This window comes from Streptomyces sp. NPDC087859 (assembly GCF_044742595.1).
GTDB classification, from domain to species: domain Bacteria; phylum Actinomycetota; class Actinomycetes; order Streptomycetales; family Streptomycetaceae; genus Streptomyces; species Streptomyces canus_F.
In genome coordinates, this window is the sequence record NZ_JBIUUU010000011.1 from 282,513 (window position 1) to 297,196 (window position 14,684).

General features: G+C 70.3%; 13 protein-coding genes. 5 read left to right on the forward strand and 8 right to left on the reverse strand.

Annotated elements, in window-relative coordinates; translation table 11 throughout:
- Positions 1–39 precede the first annotated feature (39 nt).
- Positions 40–1,170, forward strand: coding sequence for an FAD-dependent monooxygenase (locus ACIOHP_RS27845; RefSeq protein ID WP_401891755.1), 1,131 nt, complete (start codon positions 40–42; stop codon positions 1,168–1,170).
- 3 nt (positions 1,171–1,173) lie between these two features.
- On the opposite strand, the gene ACIOHP_RS27850 is transcribed toward ACIOHP_RS27845, so the two are convergent.
- The 4 genes from ACIOHP_RS27850 to ACIOHP_RS27865 are packed head-to-tail and all read right to left on the reverse strand — an operon-like array spanning position 1,174 to position 3,490.
- Positions 1,174–1,869 (reverse strand): alpha/beta fold hydrolase, encoded by a 696-nt coding sequence (locus ACIOHP_RS27850; RefSeq protein ID WP_401891757.1) that lies wholly within the window; start codon positions 1,867–1,869, stop codon positions 1,174–1,176.
- 33 nt (positions 1,870–1,902) lie between these two features.
- Positions 1,903–2,679: a class I SAM-dependent DNA methyltransferase gene (locus tag ACIOHP_RS27855; protein ID WP_401891759.1), complete on the reverse strand. Its 777-nt coding sequence runs from the start codon at positions 2,677–2,679 to the stop codon at positions 1,903–1,905.
- Between the two features lies 1 nt (position 2,680).
- The gene (locus tag ACIOHP_RS27860; RefSeq protein WP_401891760.1) at positions 2,681–3,046 is read right to left on the reverse strand and encodes a hypothetical protein; all 366 of its coding nucleotides are present in this window, start codon (positions 3,044–3,046) and stop codon (positions 2,681–2,683) included.
- Between the two features lie 36 nt (positions 3,047–3,082).
- Positions 3,083–3,490 (reverse strand): (2Fe-2S) ferredoxin domain-containing protein, encoded by a 408-nt coding sequence (locus ACIOHP_RS27865; RefSeq protein ID WP_361541629.1) that lies wholly within the window; start codon positions 3,488–3,490, stop codon positions 3,083–3,085.
- A gap of 206 nt (positions 3,491–3,696) precedes the next feature.
- On the opposite strand from ACIOHP_RS27865, the gene ACIOHP_RS27870 reads away from it, so the two are divergent.
- The 3 genes from ACIOHP_RS27870 to ACIOHP_RS27880 all read left to right on the forward strand — a co-directional run bounded on the left by ACIOHP_RS27870 (position 3,697) and on the right by ACIOHP_RS27880 (position 7,522).
- The gene (locus ACIOHP_RS27870) at positions 3,697–5,196 is read left to right on the forward strand and encodes a family 43 glycosylhydrolase (protein ID WP_401891762.1); all 1,500 of its coding nucleotides are present in this window, start codon (positions 3,697–3,699) and stop codon (positions 5,194–5,196) included.
- A gap of 25 nt (positions 5,197–5,221) precedes the next feature.
- The gene (locus ACIOHP_RS27875) at positions 5,222–6,670 is read left to right on the forward strand and encodes a family 43 glycosylhydrolase (protein ID WP_401891763.1); all 1,449 of its coding nucleotides are present in this window, start codon (positions 5,222–5,224) and stop codon (positions 6,668–6,670) included.
- 66 nt (positions 6,671–6,736) lie between these two features.
- Positions 6,737–7,522, forward strand: a complete 786-nt coding sequence (locus tag ACIOHP_RS27880; protein WP_361541638.1) for a polysaccharide deacetylase family protein — start codon at positions 6,737–6,739, stop codon at positions 7,520–7,522.
- Between the two features lie 48 nt (positions 7,523–7,570).
- Here the strand turns inward: ACIOHP_RS27880 and ACIOHP_RS27885 are convergent, their stop codons facing one another.
- Complete coding sequence (locus tag ACIOHP_RS27885; protein ID WP_401891764.1) at positions 7,571–8,584, reverse strand: DUF2278 family protein; 1,014 nt, start codon at positions 8,582–8,584, stop codon at positions 7,571–7,573.
- A 183-nt stretch (positions 8,585–8,767) separates the two neighbouring features.
- On the opposite strand from ACIOHP_RS27885, the gene ACIOHP_RS27890 reads away from it, so the two are divergent.
- The gene (locus ACIOHP_RS27890; RefSeq protein WP_401891765.1) at positions 8,768–9,208 is read left to right on the forward strand and encodes an SRPBCC family protein; all 441 of its coding nucleotides are present in this window, start codon (positions 8,768–8,770) and stop codon (positions 9,206–9,208) included.
- Positions 9,209–9,413: 205 nt separating this feature from the next.
- Here ACIOHP_RS27890 and ACIOHP_RS27895 read toward each other — a convergent pair whose 3' ends face one another.
- The 3 genes from ACIOHP_RS27895 to ACIOHP_RS27905 form a co-directional block, all read right to left on the reverse strand.
- On the reverse strand, positions 9,414–10,565 hold the full coding sequence (locus tag ACIOHP_RS27895; protein WP_401891766.1) for an XdhC family protein: 1,152 nt from the start codon (positions 10,563–10,565) through the stop codon (positions 9,414–9,416).
- A 43-nt stretch (positions 10,566–10,608) separates the two neighbouring features.
- Positions 10,609–12,066 carry an NCS2 family permease gene (locus ACIOHP_RS27900; RefSeq protein ID WP_401891767.1) on the reverse strand — a complete coding sequence of 486 codons (1,458 nt, stop codon included), beginning with the start codon at positions 12,064–12,066 and terminating at the stop codon, positions 10,609–10,611.
- A gap of 221 nt (positions 12,067–12,287) precedes the next feature.
- Entirely contained in the window at positions 12,288–14,684 is a 2,397-nt protein-coding gene (locus ACIOHP_RS27905; protein ID WP_401891769.1) for a xanthine dehydrogenase family protein molybdopterin-binding subunit, read from the reverse strand.

Sequence of the window (14,684 nt, forward strand, 5' to 3'; positions counted from 1 at the left end):
CTCGGATGTCCAGTTGGCCGCGGCGTGTACGGTCGTGGCATGGCGCGCATCCTGGTCATCGGCGGTGGAACAGGCGGTACGGCGACAGCGCTCGCCCTGCACAAGGCGGGCTTCGACGTCGAAGTGCACGAGGCCCATCCCGACTCGGCGGAGGATCTGGGCGCGTTCCTCACCCTGGCCAGCAACGGCATGCGGGCGCTCGCGCAGATCGACGCCACCGCCGCGGTCACCGCCATCGGCTTCCCGTTGCGCTCGATGCGGCTGCTCGACGCGACGGGCGCCGAGGTGGCCAAGGGCCCGCTCGGCGAGGCCGAAGATCCGCTCCTGCGGTTCCGTTGCCTGCGCCGCGGCGACCTCAACTCGGCGCTCCAGAAGGAGGCTTCCCGCCGGGGCGTCCCCGTCCGGCACGGCGTCCGGCTCGCCTCCGTCGAGGAGGGCCCCGACAGCGTCACCGCCCGCTTCACCGACGGCAGCAGCGCGACGGGCGACCTCCTCATCGGCGCCGACGGCCTCAACTCCACCGTCCGGAAGGCGACAGCGCCCGACGCACGACCCGTCTACGCGGCCCAGCGCGTCTTCTACGGCATCACGCGCGACGCCCGACCGCCGGGCGAGGACGAGCAGTTCACCATGGTGCGGTGCAGCGAGGCCGCCTTCGGGTACACGGTGTCGCCCGACGGGGAGACCTACTGGTTCGCCCGCGTGACCGACGACCCGCTGACCGCCGAGGAGCTGACCCGTGGCGGATGGCGCGACCCGCTGGTGTCGCTGCTGCGCCGGGACACCGGCCCCGCCGCGGACATCGTGGCGGCCACCACAGGACCCGAGGACGTCCTGGTCACCAACGCCACCGAGATACCCCCGGGCACCCCCTGGCGCTCCGCGCGGACCCTGCTCGTCGGCGACGCGGCCCACGCGGCCTCCCCCGCGACCGGGCAGGGCGCCTCGATGGCCCTGGAGGACGCCGTGGTGCTCGCCAAGTCCCTGCGCGACACACCGGACACCGACACGGGGCTGGCCCTGTACGAGGCGCTGCGCCGCCCGCGCGTGGAGCACAACACGGTGGTCAGCGGGGGCCTGTCCCGCGGGGGCCGGGGCGGTACCGTCCCCCGGCCCCGGGAGGAGGACCTCCCCCGGCTCCTCGACTGGGACACGGCCGTCTCCGGGTGACCGTCAGATCCAGCCGTCGAGGGACTTCATGAACCCGTCGAAGTCGTCGCGGTGGATGGTGTGCCCCGCGCCGGTCACCGTACGGACCTCGAAACCGCTCGCCCGCAGCCGCACCACGTCGTCGGCGCCGACCAGGTGACTGGGGTCGGCGAGCTGGACCAGGGAGGGCACGGCCGGGCGGTCGGGGACGAAGCCGGTGAGCGGGCGGCCGTCGAGGAAGTACGAGGTGTCCGCGTCCCAGTCCGCCAGCGTGGCCGCCTCCACGTCGATGTCCTCGGCCGCCCAGTGCGGGTTGAACCGCGCTATGTGCTCGCGGGTGAGGTTCTTGGCGGACGCGAACGCCTCGGGGTCCAGGGGCTGTTCGGGGTTCCGGGTCGACCAGGCCGGGTCCGAGTAGACCGCCCGCAGAGGGCGTAGCCGCTCGACGGCCAGGGAGAGGCTCAGCCCGCCGAGGGAGTGCCCGACGGCGAGGTCGGCTCCCGTCGGCAGCGTGTCGACGAGGTCGTCGGCGAAGTGCCGCGGGCTGTACTCGCCGCGCGGCGAGAGGCCGTGGCCGCGCAGGTCGACCGCGAAGACCCGGTAGCCGTGGTCGGCGAGCGCCGGGCCGACGCGGCGCCAGGTACGGGAGTCGGACATGATGCCGTGCACGAGCAGGGCGGTTCTGTCGCCGGTGCCCCATTCACGGGTGTGGAGTCGCACGTCGGGCCTTTCGTTCCGGTGGGTTCGCCGCGGTCAGTCCGCGGGTTTCTCCCATACGGAAACATGGCCGGCGCTGTCGCTGGTGAAGGGGTCCCTCGTCCATCCTTCCCAGCGTTCGCGCAGCCGCAGTCCGGCGAGCTGTGCCATGAGGTCGAGTTCGGCGGGCCAGACGTAGCGGAAGGGGATCTCGTCGTACGTCCCGCGCCCGTCGACGACGCTGACATGGTGCGAACTCATCCGCTGCGTGGCCACGTCGTAGGTGTCGAACCCCAGTCGCCGCGACCCGACATGGAACGGCACGGTGTTCTGCCCGGGCGGCAGCTTCCGCAGCTCGGGGACCATGACCTCGATGACGAAGGTGCCCCCGGGCGCCAGATGGGCGGCGACATTGCGGAAGCACGCCACCTGCTCCTCCTGTGTCGTCAGGTTCATGATCGTGTTGAAGACCAGGTAGGCGACGGTGAAGACGCCGTCCACCCTCGTCGTCGCGAAGTCCCCGATCGACACACCGATCGCGTCGCCGCCGGGCTTGGCGCGCAGCCGTTCGACCATCGCTCGGGACAGGTCGATGCCGTGCACCGGTACGCCGCGCGCGGCCAGAGGGAGCGCGATACGGCCGGTCCCGACGCCGAGTTCGAGCGCCGGGCCGTCGCCGGCCAGTTCCGCGAGGAAGGTGACCGCCGGGTCGATGGTGTCCGGCTGGAACATGTCCGACGCGGGGTCGTCGTAGGTCGCCGCGATGTGCTCTGCGAAGTAGCCGTCCTCGTGATCCACGGACGGACCGTACGTCGGCGGAGGTCCCTCGCGCATGTCAATTCGGCTCGGCGCCAGGGCAGTTGATGTCGGTGCTGCGCCTCACCGTCGGCTCCTGCTCCTGGTGAGCGCAGCGCAAGGACCAGAAAGGCCGGCTGCGGACGGTCGTCCCGCTGCCGCGGCGGTGGCGCCGGGGCCACGGAACGCACAGGGCCAGGGCGTGGGCGGGGACGGTGTCGGCCGCGAGGACCGCGGCCAGGGCCGTGTACGTGGCGCGTCGGCCGAAGTGCGCGGCGAGGACGGCCCGGCCCGTCAGGGGCGCGAAGGCGGTGGAGGCGAGGGTGACCGACGGCGGACCTGGTCCTCGCCGCACCAGCCGTGACGGCGACGCAGGCGAGCTGTCCGGAGCGGGGCCGGCACGCACCGGTCGCACTGTCGGGGGTCGACCGCCCGGCAGGGGTCAGCGGCGGGCTCGTCGGACTTCGGGGCGGGGCGGTCGTATGAACTGCAGCGTGAGCGTGGCCGGGGGCTGCGCCACGCCCGGGCCGCCTGCCGCGGCCCAGGTCAGGACGTCGTCCGTGCAGTCGTCGTCGCCGGACCAGCCGACCCAGGTGGCGCGGCCGCCGCGGCGGCGCCCCTCTCCCGAAGGCTGGACCACGAGGACGTTCGCCTGGTCGCACGGACCGAGGCAGTCGGTCGTACGGACGGCGAGACGACCGCCGGACTCCGCGGCGGCGGCCTTCAACCGGTCGAGCTGCCACTGATGGTCGACGTCGGGATACTTGCTCGCGCTGCCGCAGCAGCAGCCCCGGCACACGACGAGCGTGCAGGGCCGTGAGGCCGCGGCCCCGAACACGACCGGACTCAACTCTGTCCCCTCCCCCGACGGTGCCCACGCGACACCGTCGGCGATCAAGATGCACACACCGCCGCCTGCCCCGCAACTCCGCCCCGGGCGATCCCGGGGCCACAGCAGGCTCCTGTGACGAAAGCGTTGACGGGGGCATGCCCCACTCCTATCTTCTGACCGACATAACGAACTACGTTCGAAATTACGGACAGGGACGGTCTCGTATGGTTCGGACTCGCCTCGGGAAACGCCGCAGACCTCTGCTGCTCTGTGTGCTGACCCTCCTGCTCGCACTGGTGTCGGCGACCCAGCCGGCGTCGGCGGCGGAGGGTCGCCCGTACAACAATCCGCTGAAGTCGGCCAAGGGTGCCGATCCCTGGCTGGAGTACTACGACGGCAACTACTACCTGGTCACCACGACGTTCACCGGCATCCTCGGCATCCGCAAGTCGCCGACGCTGGCGGGCCTGGCCACCGCGCCCACCGTGCAGGTGTGGTCGGACGCCACGTCGACCCGCAACACCAACATCTGGGCGCCGGAGCTGCATTTCCTCGACGGCCACTGGTACCTGTACTACTCGGCCGGCCAGAGCGGTGTCGCCTGCTGCGACTCGCAGCGCACGCATGTGCTGGAGAGTTCCGGCACCGACCCGATGGGGACGTACACCTACAAGGGGTCGCTGACCGGCTCCAATCTCACGCCGGGCGGCTGGCTGATCGACGCGAGCGTGCTGAAGGCCGACGGCAAGCTGTATCTGGTCGGCAGCGGGTTCATCAACGGCAGTACGCAGAGCCTGGTCATCGCGCCGATGAGCAACCCGTACACCCTCGCGAGCAGCACCTTCACCGTCATCTCCAGCCCGACCCTGGACTGGGAGCGGTCCGGCAGCCCCGTCAACGAGGGGCCCGAACCGCTGTACCGGGGCGGCCGCACCTTCCTGACGTACTCCGCGAGTTCCTGCCAGACCGCCGACTACAAGCTCGGACAGCTGGAGTTGACGGGCTCCGACCCGCTCAGCCCCGCCTCCTGGACCAAGAAGCAGACGCCGGTCTTCCAGCGAAGTGACACAAGCGGTGTGTACGGGCCCGGCCACAACGGCTTCTTCACCTCGCCCGACGGCACCGAGAACTGGATCGTCTACCACGCCAACTCGTCCTCGAGCGGCGGCTGCGGCAACGGACGCACCACCCGCGCCCAGAAGTTCACCTGGAACGCCGACGGCACCCCGAACTTCGGCACCCCGGTCGCCCTCGGCACCACCCTGCCCGGCCCCTCCGGGGAGACGGCGGCCACCCCGACGTCGTACACCCTCGTGAACCGCAACAGCGGCAAGTGCCTGGACGTGAACGGCGGCGCCACCGCCGACGGGACCAACATCCTCCAGTGGACCTGCAACGGCGGGACCAACCAGAAGTGGAAGCTGGAGGACCTGGGCGACGACACCAGCCGGCTGGTCAACGTGGCCACCGGCAAGGTCGCCGATGTCGCCGAGTGCTCGAGCGCGGACGGCGCGGACATCCGGCAGTGGTCGTGGCTGAACAACAAGTGCCAGCGCTTCCGGCTCGTGTTCACCGCCACCGGCGACTACGTCCGGATCGTCAACGAGTCCACCGGCAAGGTCGCCGACGTGGCCGACTGCTCCGCAGCGAACGGCGCCGACGTACGCCAGTGGACCTGGCTGAACAACACCTGCCAGCAGTGGCGCCTCGTCCCCACCACCTGATCCTCGTCATTCCTGGAGAACTCCCTTGAGACGCAACGTCGTTCGCCTGCTGCTGGCGATGCTGGTCGCACTCGCGGCCTGCCTCGTCGGCCCGGGCTCCCCCGCCCAGGCCGCCGTGCCCGACTCCCCCGCCGTGACCTACACCAACCCGATCGCGGAGAAGCGGGCCGACCCGCACATCTTCAAACACACCGACGGCTACTACTACTTCACCGCGACGGTCCCCGAGTACGACCGCATCGTGCTGCGCCGCGCGACCACCATCCAGGGGCTGTCGACGGCCGCCGAGGTCACCATCTGGACCAAGCACACCAGCGGGGTGATGGGCGCGCACATCTGGGCGCCGGAGATCCACTTCATCGACGGCAAGTGGTACGTGTACTTCGCCGCCGGGTCCACCAGTGACGTGTGGGCGATCCGGATGTACGTCCTGGAGGGCACCGGCGCCAATCCGCTCACCGCGACCTGGGCCGAGAAGGGCCAGATCAAGACCACCTGGGAGAGCTTCTCGCTGGACGCGACCACCTTCGTCGTGAACGGTGTGCGCTATCTGGCGTGGGCGCAGCGCAACCCGTCGGAGGACAACAACACCAGCCTGTTCCTGGCGAAGATGTCCAACCCCTGGACGATCAGTGGGACTCCGGCGGAGCTCTCGCAGCCCACGCTGTCGTGGGAGACCGTCGGCTACAAGGTCAACGAGGGCCCGGCGCTCATCCAGCACGGCTCCAAGGTGTTCATGACGTACTCGGCGAGCGCCACCGACGCCAACTACTGCCTGGGGATGCTGACCGCGTCGGCGACCGCCGATCTCACCAACCCGGCCTCCTGGACGAAGAGTTCGACGCCGGTCTTCCAGACGAGCGCGGCGACCTCGCAGTACGGTCCGGGCCACAACTCCTTCACCGTCTCCGAGGACGGCAAGTCGGACATCCTCGTCTACCACGACCGCAGCTACAAGGACATCACCGGTGACCCGCTGAACGACCCCAACCGCCGCACCCGGGTGCAGAAGGTGTACTGGAAGGCCGACGGCACCCCCGACTTCGGCATCCCGGTCGCCGACGGGGTCACCCCGCAGCGCCTGTCGTCGTACAACTTCGCGGACCGCTTCATCCGGCACTGGGAGTACCGGGCCCGTATCGAGGCGAACGTCTCGCCGCTCGCCGACTCGCAGTTCCGGGTCGTCACCGGCCTCGCCGGCAGCGGCACGGTCTCCCTGGAGTCGGCCAACTTCCCCGGGTACTTCCTGCGGCACAAGAACTTCGAGGTGTGGGTGGAGAAGAACGACGGCACCTCGGCCTTCGCCTCGTCCGCCAGCTTCTACCGGCGGGCAGGGCTCGCCGACTCGGCGGGGATCTCCTACGAGTCGTACAACTACGCCGGCCGGTATGTACGGCACTACAACTACCTGCTGTACGTGCAGGCGCTGAGCACCGCCACGGACCGGGCGGACGCCACCTTCTACGCCCAGTAGGCGGTCCCGAAGACATGATCGAATAGACTATACACCGCATGTATAATCGCTGTGTATAGTCCCGGCATGCCTTCTGCGACCAACAAGATGAACAAAACGGGGAACAGGTTCCGAGCGGCGCTGCTGTCGGCGGCAGCGGCCCTGGCACTGTCGCTGACCGGCTGCGGATCGCTCGACACGACCGCGCCCAGCGCCGCCCGGAACCAGGCCGCGGACACCGCAGAGGTGGCCCGGTTCGGGACCGTCGACTGCCGCGAGGCCAAGTGCGTCGCGCTCACCTTCGACGCCGGGCCCAGCGAGCACTCCGCCCGGCTGCTCGACATCCTCAAGGAGAAACAGGTCCCCGCGACCTTCTTCCTCCTCGGCAAACGGCACATCGAGAAGTACCCGGACCTCGTCGGACGCATGGCCGACGAGGGACACGAGGTGGCCAGCCACACCTGGGACCACAAGATCCTGACGAAGCTGAAGCCCGAGGAGATACGCGAGGAACTGGAGCGCCCCAACAAGGAGATAGAGCGGCTCACCGGGCGGAGACCGACGCTCATGCGCCCGCCGCAGGGCCGCACGAACGACACCGTCCACGACATCTGCCGTGAGCTGGGCATGGCGGAGGTGCTGTGGAGCGTGACCGCCAAGGACTACAAGACGAACGACTCCGCGCTGATCCGCAAGCGCGTGCTCGACCAGGTGTCCCGCGACGGGATCATCCTGCTCCACGACCTCTACGACGGCACCGTGCCGGCCGTGCCCGGGATCATCGACGCGCTGAAGGCACGGGGGTACGTCTTCGTGACCGTGCCGCAGTTGCTGGCACCCGGGAAGGCCGAGCCGGGAAAGGTGTACCGCTGAGGCCCTTCGGGGCATGCGCCACGTGAGCCGTACATCCCGTGCAACCCGTCAGAAGACGACGGACCACCCTCCCCGTGCCGCCTGCTCCTCGGTGTACGAAACGCCGTGCGCCTTGAGTCCCTTGGCGTCGAGGAGGGTGATCTCGCCGCCGTGGTTGCCGAGTTGGGCGCCGTTCGCGCCGAGCGGGACGACGAGGCAGATGCCGGGAGCGAGCGGACCGCTCGGCACCGGGGACTTCTGGCCCAGCCGGTCGCCGATGCGCCAGCCGGTGAGGTCGACGGGGTCGGCCGAGGCGTTGAGCAGGGTGACCGTCTCCGCCTCGGGCGCGGGGCCGCGCGGGTTGACGAGCGCCGCGACGATCCGGACGGGCAGGCTGTCCGGCTCGGGCCGGTCGCCCTCGACGTCCTCCAGGGCGTGGCCGGTGCCGTCGTCCGTGTGCCAGGCCTGGCTCTGGAAGGCGAGGAAGATCCCCACCCAGCGGTCCTGGCCGGGGAAGTGGATGAGGATTCCGCCGTCCTGCCAGACACCGTCGTCGCCACGGAACTTCCGGCTGTTGCCCTGGTTCATGTGGATGTCGTGGATGCCGTTGCCGGGCAGGAAGCCGAACACCTTGTCCTTGACCCGGGGTTCGGGACCGAAGCGCTCGCCGAAGACGTACAGCCGGGCGTCCGGGTCCGCGACGGCACGCCGTACGTAGTGATCGAGGATGTCGGCCAGGTCGTCGTCGGCGCCGGGGGCGTCCGGGGGCAGGGTGCGCATCTTCGCCGGGTCGAAGAGGTTGCCCCGCACGAAGTCGAGGTTGGGGCCGCCGGGGCCGGGCGGGAGGCTGTTCCACCCGCTGCCGAGTCCCGCGAGCCGAGCCGTGACCGGGTGCCGGAAGTCCTCGTCGACGAGGTAGAGCAGCTCCGAGGGACGCTCCTGGGACAGCACGTTGACGGCGGCGCGGTAGTGGACGTCCTGATCGTCGGTCAGATGGATCTGGTAGTGCGGGGTGTCGACGGCGCCCTCGCGCCGGGTGTCGACCGCCCGTGTGATCAGTACGCCGTAGGCCTTCAGTGGCATGGTGACCAACTCCCCCTGGGGCGGGCGGAATGCCCACCCATGGTCGGAATCGTAGGGGTTGCGGTCCATGGTGCGGAGCGTGTTCGCCGGGGGTACGCATGTACGACGACCGCCGAGGGGGCCAAGTATGTGAGCCGGGTATGAATACGCTGCTGAGCCGGCCGGGTTCCCTAAGATCGTCGCGTGGTCAACTTCCTCCTCGAACGCACGGCACCGCTTCCGCCCGACGAGGCCTGGCGCCGCCTCACGCTGTGGCCCCGCCATGGCGAAGTGGTCCCGCTGACCCGCGTCACGGTGGAGACCGGGGGGCCGACGAGTGCGGGCACCGTTTTCGTGGCCCGCTCAGGGATCGGTCCGTTCACCTTCGACGACCGCATGGAGGTCACGGTGTGGCGGCCGCCGGTGGCCGGCGCGGGCGGGCTGTGCCGACTGGAGAAACGGGGCCGTGTGGTGACCGGCTGGGCCGAGATCGAGGTCGGTCCCGGGCCGGGCGGGCGCAGTCGGGTGGTGTGGCGGGAGGAGCTGGGGTTCCGGTTTCTGCCCGGGGTGATGGATCCGGTGGTGCGGCGGGTGGCCGGGTATGTGTTCGGGCGGGCGGTGAATCGACTGTTGAGGCGGGGGTGACGGTGGGCACCCGAGGTGGTGTTCGCCCCCGCCGCCCCTACCCGTTCCCATCCTCCAGGGGCTGCCGCCCCTTCGACCCCGCTCCCAGGGGGCTCCGCCCCCTGAACCCCCGCTGGACGAGGCCCCTTCAGGGCCGAAGCGGGGTCTGGGGGCGCAGCCCCCAGGGACGGGACGGGTAGGGGCGGCGGGGGCGAAACCCGCTCGTTCAGGCCACCGACCCGATCCGCCCCACCCCCACCGACGTCGCGTCATGGTGGATCGGCGTATGCGCCCCCGTCAGTGAGACCCCGCTCCCCCCACGCCGGTTGGCGACGATCTCCGCCCCGATCGACAGGGCCGTCTCCTCCGGTGTGCGGGCGCCGAGGTCCAGGCCGATGGGCGACCGCAGTCGGGCCAACTCCATGTCGGTCACGCCGACTTCGCGCAGCCGCTCATTGCGGTCCAGGTGGGTGCGGCGGGAGCCCATCGCGCCGACGTAGGCGACCGGCAGACGGAGCGCCAGTTGCAGCAGGGGTATGTCGAACTTCGCGTCATGGGTGAGGACGCACAGGACCGTGCGGGCGTCGACCTCCGTGCGCTTCAGGTACTTGTGGGGCCACTCGACGACGATCTCGTCCGCGTCCGGGAAGCGGGCCGCCGTCGCGAAGACCGGTCGCGCGTCGCACACCGTGACGTGGTAGCCCAGGAACTTCCCGACCCGCACCAGCGCCGACGCGAAGTCGATCGCACCGAAGACGATCATCCGGGGCGCCGGGACCGAGGACTCGACCAGGACCGTCAGCGGGGCCCCGCAGCGGGAGCCCTGTTCGCCGATCTCCAGGGTGCCCGTGCGGCCGGCGTCCAGGAAGGCGCCGGCCTCGGCCGCCACCGTGCGGTCCAGTTCCGGGTGGCCGCCGTAGCCGCCGTCGTACGAGCCGTCCGGGCGGACCAGCAGCACGCGGCCCATCAGGTCCGACGGGCCCGACACGATCCGGGCCAGCGCGGCCGCCCCGCCCGACGAGGCCGCGGCCAGAGCCGCCGTCACCACCGGACGGACAGGGTCTCCCGCCCGTACCGGCGTGACCAGGATGTCGATGACGCCGCCGCAGGTCAGACCGACCGCGAAGGCGTCGTCGTCGCTGTAGCCGAAGCGCTCCAGGACCGTCTCGCCGTCCTGAAGCGCCTGTTGGCACAGCTCGTACACCGCGCCCTCCACACAACCGCCGGAGACCGAGCCGATCGCCGTGCCGTCGGCGTCGACCGCGAGGGCGGCGCCGGGCTGGCGAGGGGCGCTGCCGCCGACGGCCACCACGGTGGCCACGGCGAAGTCGCGTCCCTGCTCGACCCACCGGTGCAGCTCTTCGGCGATGTCCAGCATCTCTCGGTCTCCTTCACAACAGCGGTCGTATGCGAGAGGGCGGCTAGTGCACGCCCATCCAGCTCTCAATGGGACTGAGGGCGAAATAGACGAAGAAGATCACTGTCAGGACCCACATGAAGGCACCGATCTCCCGCGCCTTGCCCTGGGCGACCTTGATCGCGACGTACGAGATGACGCCCGCGGCGACGCCCGCCGTGATCGAGTACGTGAACGGCATGATGACGACGGTCAGGAAGACCGGGATCGCCGTCGCGCGGTCCGCCCAGTCGACGTGGCGTGCGTTCATCATCATCATCGCGCCGATGACCACCAGGGCCGCCGCCGCGACCTCGCCCGGCACGATCGCCGTCAGCGGGGTGAAGAACAGACAGGCCGCGAAGAACAGACCGGTGACGACCGAGGAGAGGCCCGTACGGGCTCCCTCGCCCACGCCCGTCGCCGACTCCACGAACACCGTCTGGCCCGAGGCACCCGCGACGCCGCCGATCGCGCCGCCGGCACCGTCGATGAAGAGCGCCTTCGACAGACCCGGCATCCGGCCCTGCTCGTCGGCCAGCTCGGCCTCCGTGCCGACGCCGATGATGGTGGCCATCGCGTCGAAGAAGCCGGCCAGGACGAGCGTGAAGACGATCATGCCGACCGTCATCGCGCCGACCTCGCCCCAGCCGCCGAACTCGACGTTGCCGAAGATCGAGAAGTCCGGCATCGAGACCGCGCTGCCGTGGAGTTCGGGAGCACCGCTCGCCCACTGCCCGGGGTCGATGACGTCGAGGGCGTTGAGCACCACGGCCAGGACGGTGCCGCCGACGATGCCGAGCAGGATCGCGCCGGGGACACCGCGCGCCTGGAGCATGAAGATCGCGAGCAGCGTCACCGCGAACAACAGCACCGGCCAGCCAGCGAGTTCACCCGCCGGGCCGAGCGTCACCGGGGTCGCCTCGCCCTGGTGCACGAAGCCGGCCTTGTAGAAGCCGATCAGGGCGACGAAGAGGCCGATGCCCATGGTGATCGCGTGCTTGAGGGCCAGCGGGATCGCGTTCATGATCATCTCGCGGAGGCCGGTGACGACCAGCAGCATGATGACCACGCCGTACATCACGCACATGCCCATGGCCTGCGGCCAGGTCATCGCGGGGGCGACCTGGGAGGCCAGGACGCCGGAGACGGAGAGACCGGCGGCGAGGGCGAGCGGCACCTTGCCGAAGAAGCCCATCAGCAGCGTGGAGAAGGCCGCCGCGAACGCGGTCGCGGTGATGAGGGCCTTCTGGGCGAGCGTGTCCCCGGCCGCGTCCTTTCCGGACAGGATCAGGGGGTTGAGCAGCAGGATGTACGCCATCGCCATGAAGGTGGTCGTACCGCCGCGCACCTCGCGCGCGACCGTGGATCCCCGCCTGGATATGTGAAAGTACCGGTCGAGCCAGGACCGTCCGGCCGGGACGCGGGTGCCTTCTCCCGCGTCGTCGGCGACGGTCTTCGGCTCCAGTGACTGCTGGGTCATGTGGGCCTACTCCCAAGGTTCACAGGGGCACCCGTACCAACCGCTGCTGCGGCTACGGGATTTGGGAAGGTGCTTCGGCCGCACGACCCGGGGGACGGCCCGAGACGAACGATCAGATCTGGTACTGGGACATGCTTCAGGTGCCGCGAGCGGTGCGGGACCTGGTGCTCCGGGCGGCGCGGTGAAGTGTGACGTTCCCGCGCGCCGCCCGGAGAGCTTGGCTACGCCGTTCCCGTGAGGTGTTCGGGACGTACCGGCGTGCGGTCGAGCTCCAGCCCGGTCGCGTTCCGGATCGCCGCGAGGACGGCCGGGGTGGACGACAGGGTGGGGGCCTCGCCGACGCCACGGAGCCCGTAGGGGGCGTGGTCGTCGGCGAGTTCGAGCACGTCGACGGGGATGCTCGGCGTGTCGAGGATGGTGGGGAGGAGGTAGTCCGTGAAGGAGGGGTTCCTGACCTTCGCGGTCTTGGGGTCGACGACGATCTCCTCCATGACGGCGATGCCCATGCCCTGGAGCGTGCCGCCCTGGATCTGGCCGACGACCGACTGCGGGTTGAGCGCCTTGCCGACGTCCTGGGCGCAGGCCAGCTCGATCACCTTGACCAGGCCGAGCTCGGTGTCGACCTCGACAACGGCACGGTGTGCGGCGAAGGAGTACTGGACGTGGCCGAAGCCCTGTCCGGTGCGCAGGTCGAAGGCCTCGGTGGGACGGTGCCGCCACTCCGCCTCGACCTCGACGCTCTCGCCTTCGAGGACGTCGACCAGGTCCGCGAGGACCTCGCCGCCGTCGGTGACGACCTTGCCGCCCTCCAGGAGCAGCTCGGCGGTGGCCCAGGCGGGGTGGTAGGAGCCGAACTTGCGGCGCCCGATCTCCAGGACCTTCTCCCGGACCAGCTCGCAGGAGTTCTTGACGGCGCCGCCGGTGACGTACGTCTGACGCGAGGCGGACGTCGAACCGGCGCTGCCCACCTGGGTGTCGGCCGGGTGGATGGTCACCTGCGTGACCCCCAGCTCGGTGCGGGCGATCTGCGCGTGGACGGTGACACCGCCCTGGCCGACCTCCGCCATCGCGGTGTGCACGGTCGCGACCGGCTCGCCGGCGATGACCTCCATGCGCACCTTGGCGGTGGAGTAGTCGTCGAAGCCCTCGGAGAAGCCGACGTTCTTGATGCCGACCGCGTAGCCGACACCGCGGACGACGCCTTCGCCGTGCGTGGTGTTGGACAGGCCGCCCGGCAGCTGGCGTACGTCGGCGGCCTCGCCGGCCGCGAGCCACTGCTGCTCCGGCGGCATCGGCATCGCCTTGACGCGGCGCAGGAGTTCGGCGACCGGGGCGGGCGAGTCGACCGGCTGGCCGGTCGGCATGATCGTGCCCTGCTCCATCGCGTTGAGCTGACGGAACTCCACCCGGTCCATGCCGACCGCGTCGGCCAGCTTGTCCATCTGCGCCTCGTAGGCGAAGCACGCCTGGACCGCGCCGAAGCCGCGCATGGCGCCGCAGGGCGGGTTGTTGGAGTAGAGGGCGATGGCCTCGATGTCGACGTCGTCGACCACGTACGGGCCGATCGACAGCGAGGAGGCGTTGCCGACGACCGCCGGGGAGGCGGAGGCGTAGGCGCCGCCGTCCAGCACGATGCGGCACTTCACGTGGGTGAGCTTGCCGTCCTTCGTCGCCCCGTGCTCGTAGGTGAGCTTGGCCGGGTGGCGGTGGACGTGGCCGAAGAAGGACTCGAAGCGGTTGTAGACGATCTTGACCGGCTTGCCGGTCCGCATCGCCAGCAGACAGGCGTGGATCTGCATCGAGAGGTCCTCGCGGCCGCCGAAGGCTCCGCCGACGCCGGAGAGCGTCATCCGGACCTTGCTCTCGGGCAGGCCGAGGACCGGGGCGATCTGCTTGAGGTCGCTGTGCAGCCACTGGGTGGCGATGTAGAGGTGGACGCCGCCGTCCTCGTCCGGCACCGCGAGACCCGACTCGGGGCCGAGGAAGGCCTGGTCCTGCATGCCGAAGGTGTACTCGCCCCTGACGACGAAGTCGGCGCGCTCGGCGGCCGCCGCGGCGTCGCCGCGGAGGATCGGCTGGCGGTGCACGATGTTCGGGTGCGGGACATGGCCGATGTGGTGGTCGTCGCGGCCCTCGTGGACGAGGATCGCGTCCGGGGCGGTCGCGGAGGCCTCGTCGGTGATGACGGGCAGTTCGCGGTACTCGACCTTGATCTTGGCGGCCGCGCGGCGCGCGGTCTCCGGGTGGTCGGCGGCGACGATCGCGACCGGCTCGCCGTGGTGGCGGACCTTGCCGTGCGCGAGCACCGGGGTGTCCTGGATCTCCAGGCCGTAGTTGCGCACGTCCGTGGGCAGGTCGTCGTACGTCATGACGGCGTAGACGCCCGCCGTCGCGAGGGCCTCGCTCGTGTCGATCGACACGATCTCGGCGTGCGCGACGGTGGAGCGCAGGATCTGGCCCCAGAGCATGTCCTCGTGCCACATGTCGGACGAGTACGCGAACTCGCCGGTGACCTTGAGGGTGCCGTCCGGGCGGAGCGTGGACTCGCCGATGCCGCCCTTGGTCTGCGAACCCTGGGTGATCTTGGTGGGCGCGCCGCTGGTGGGTTTCACAGGCAT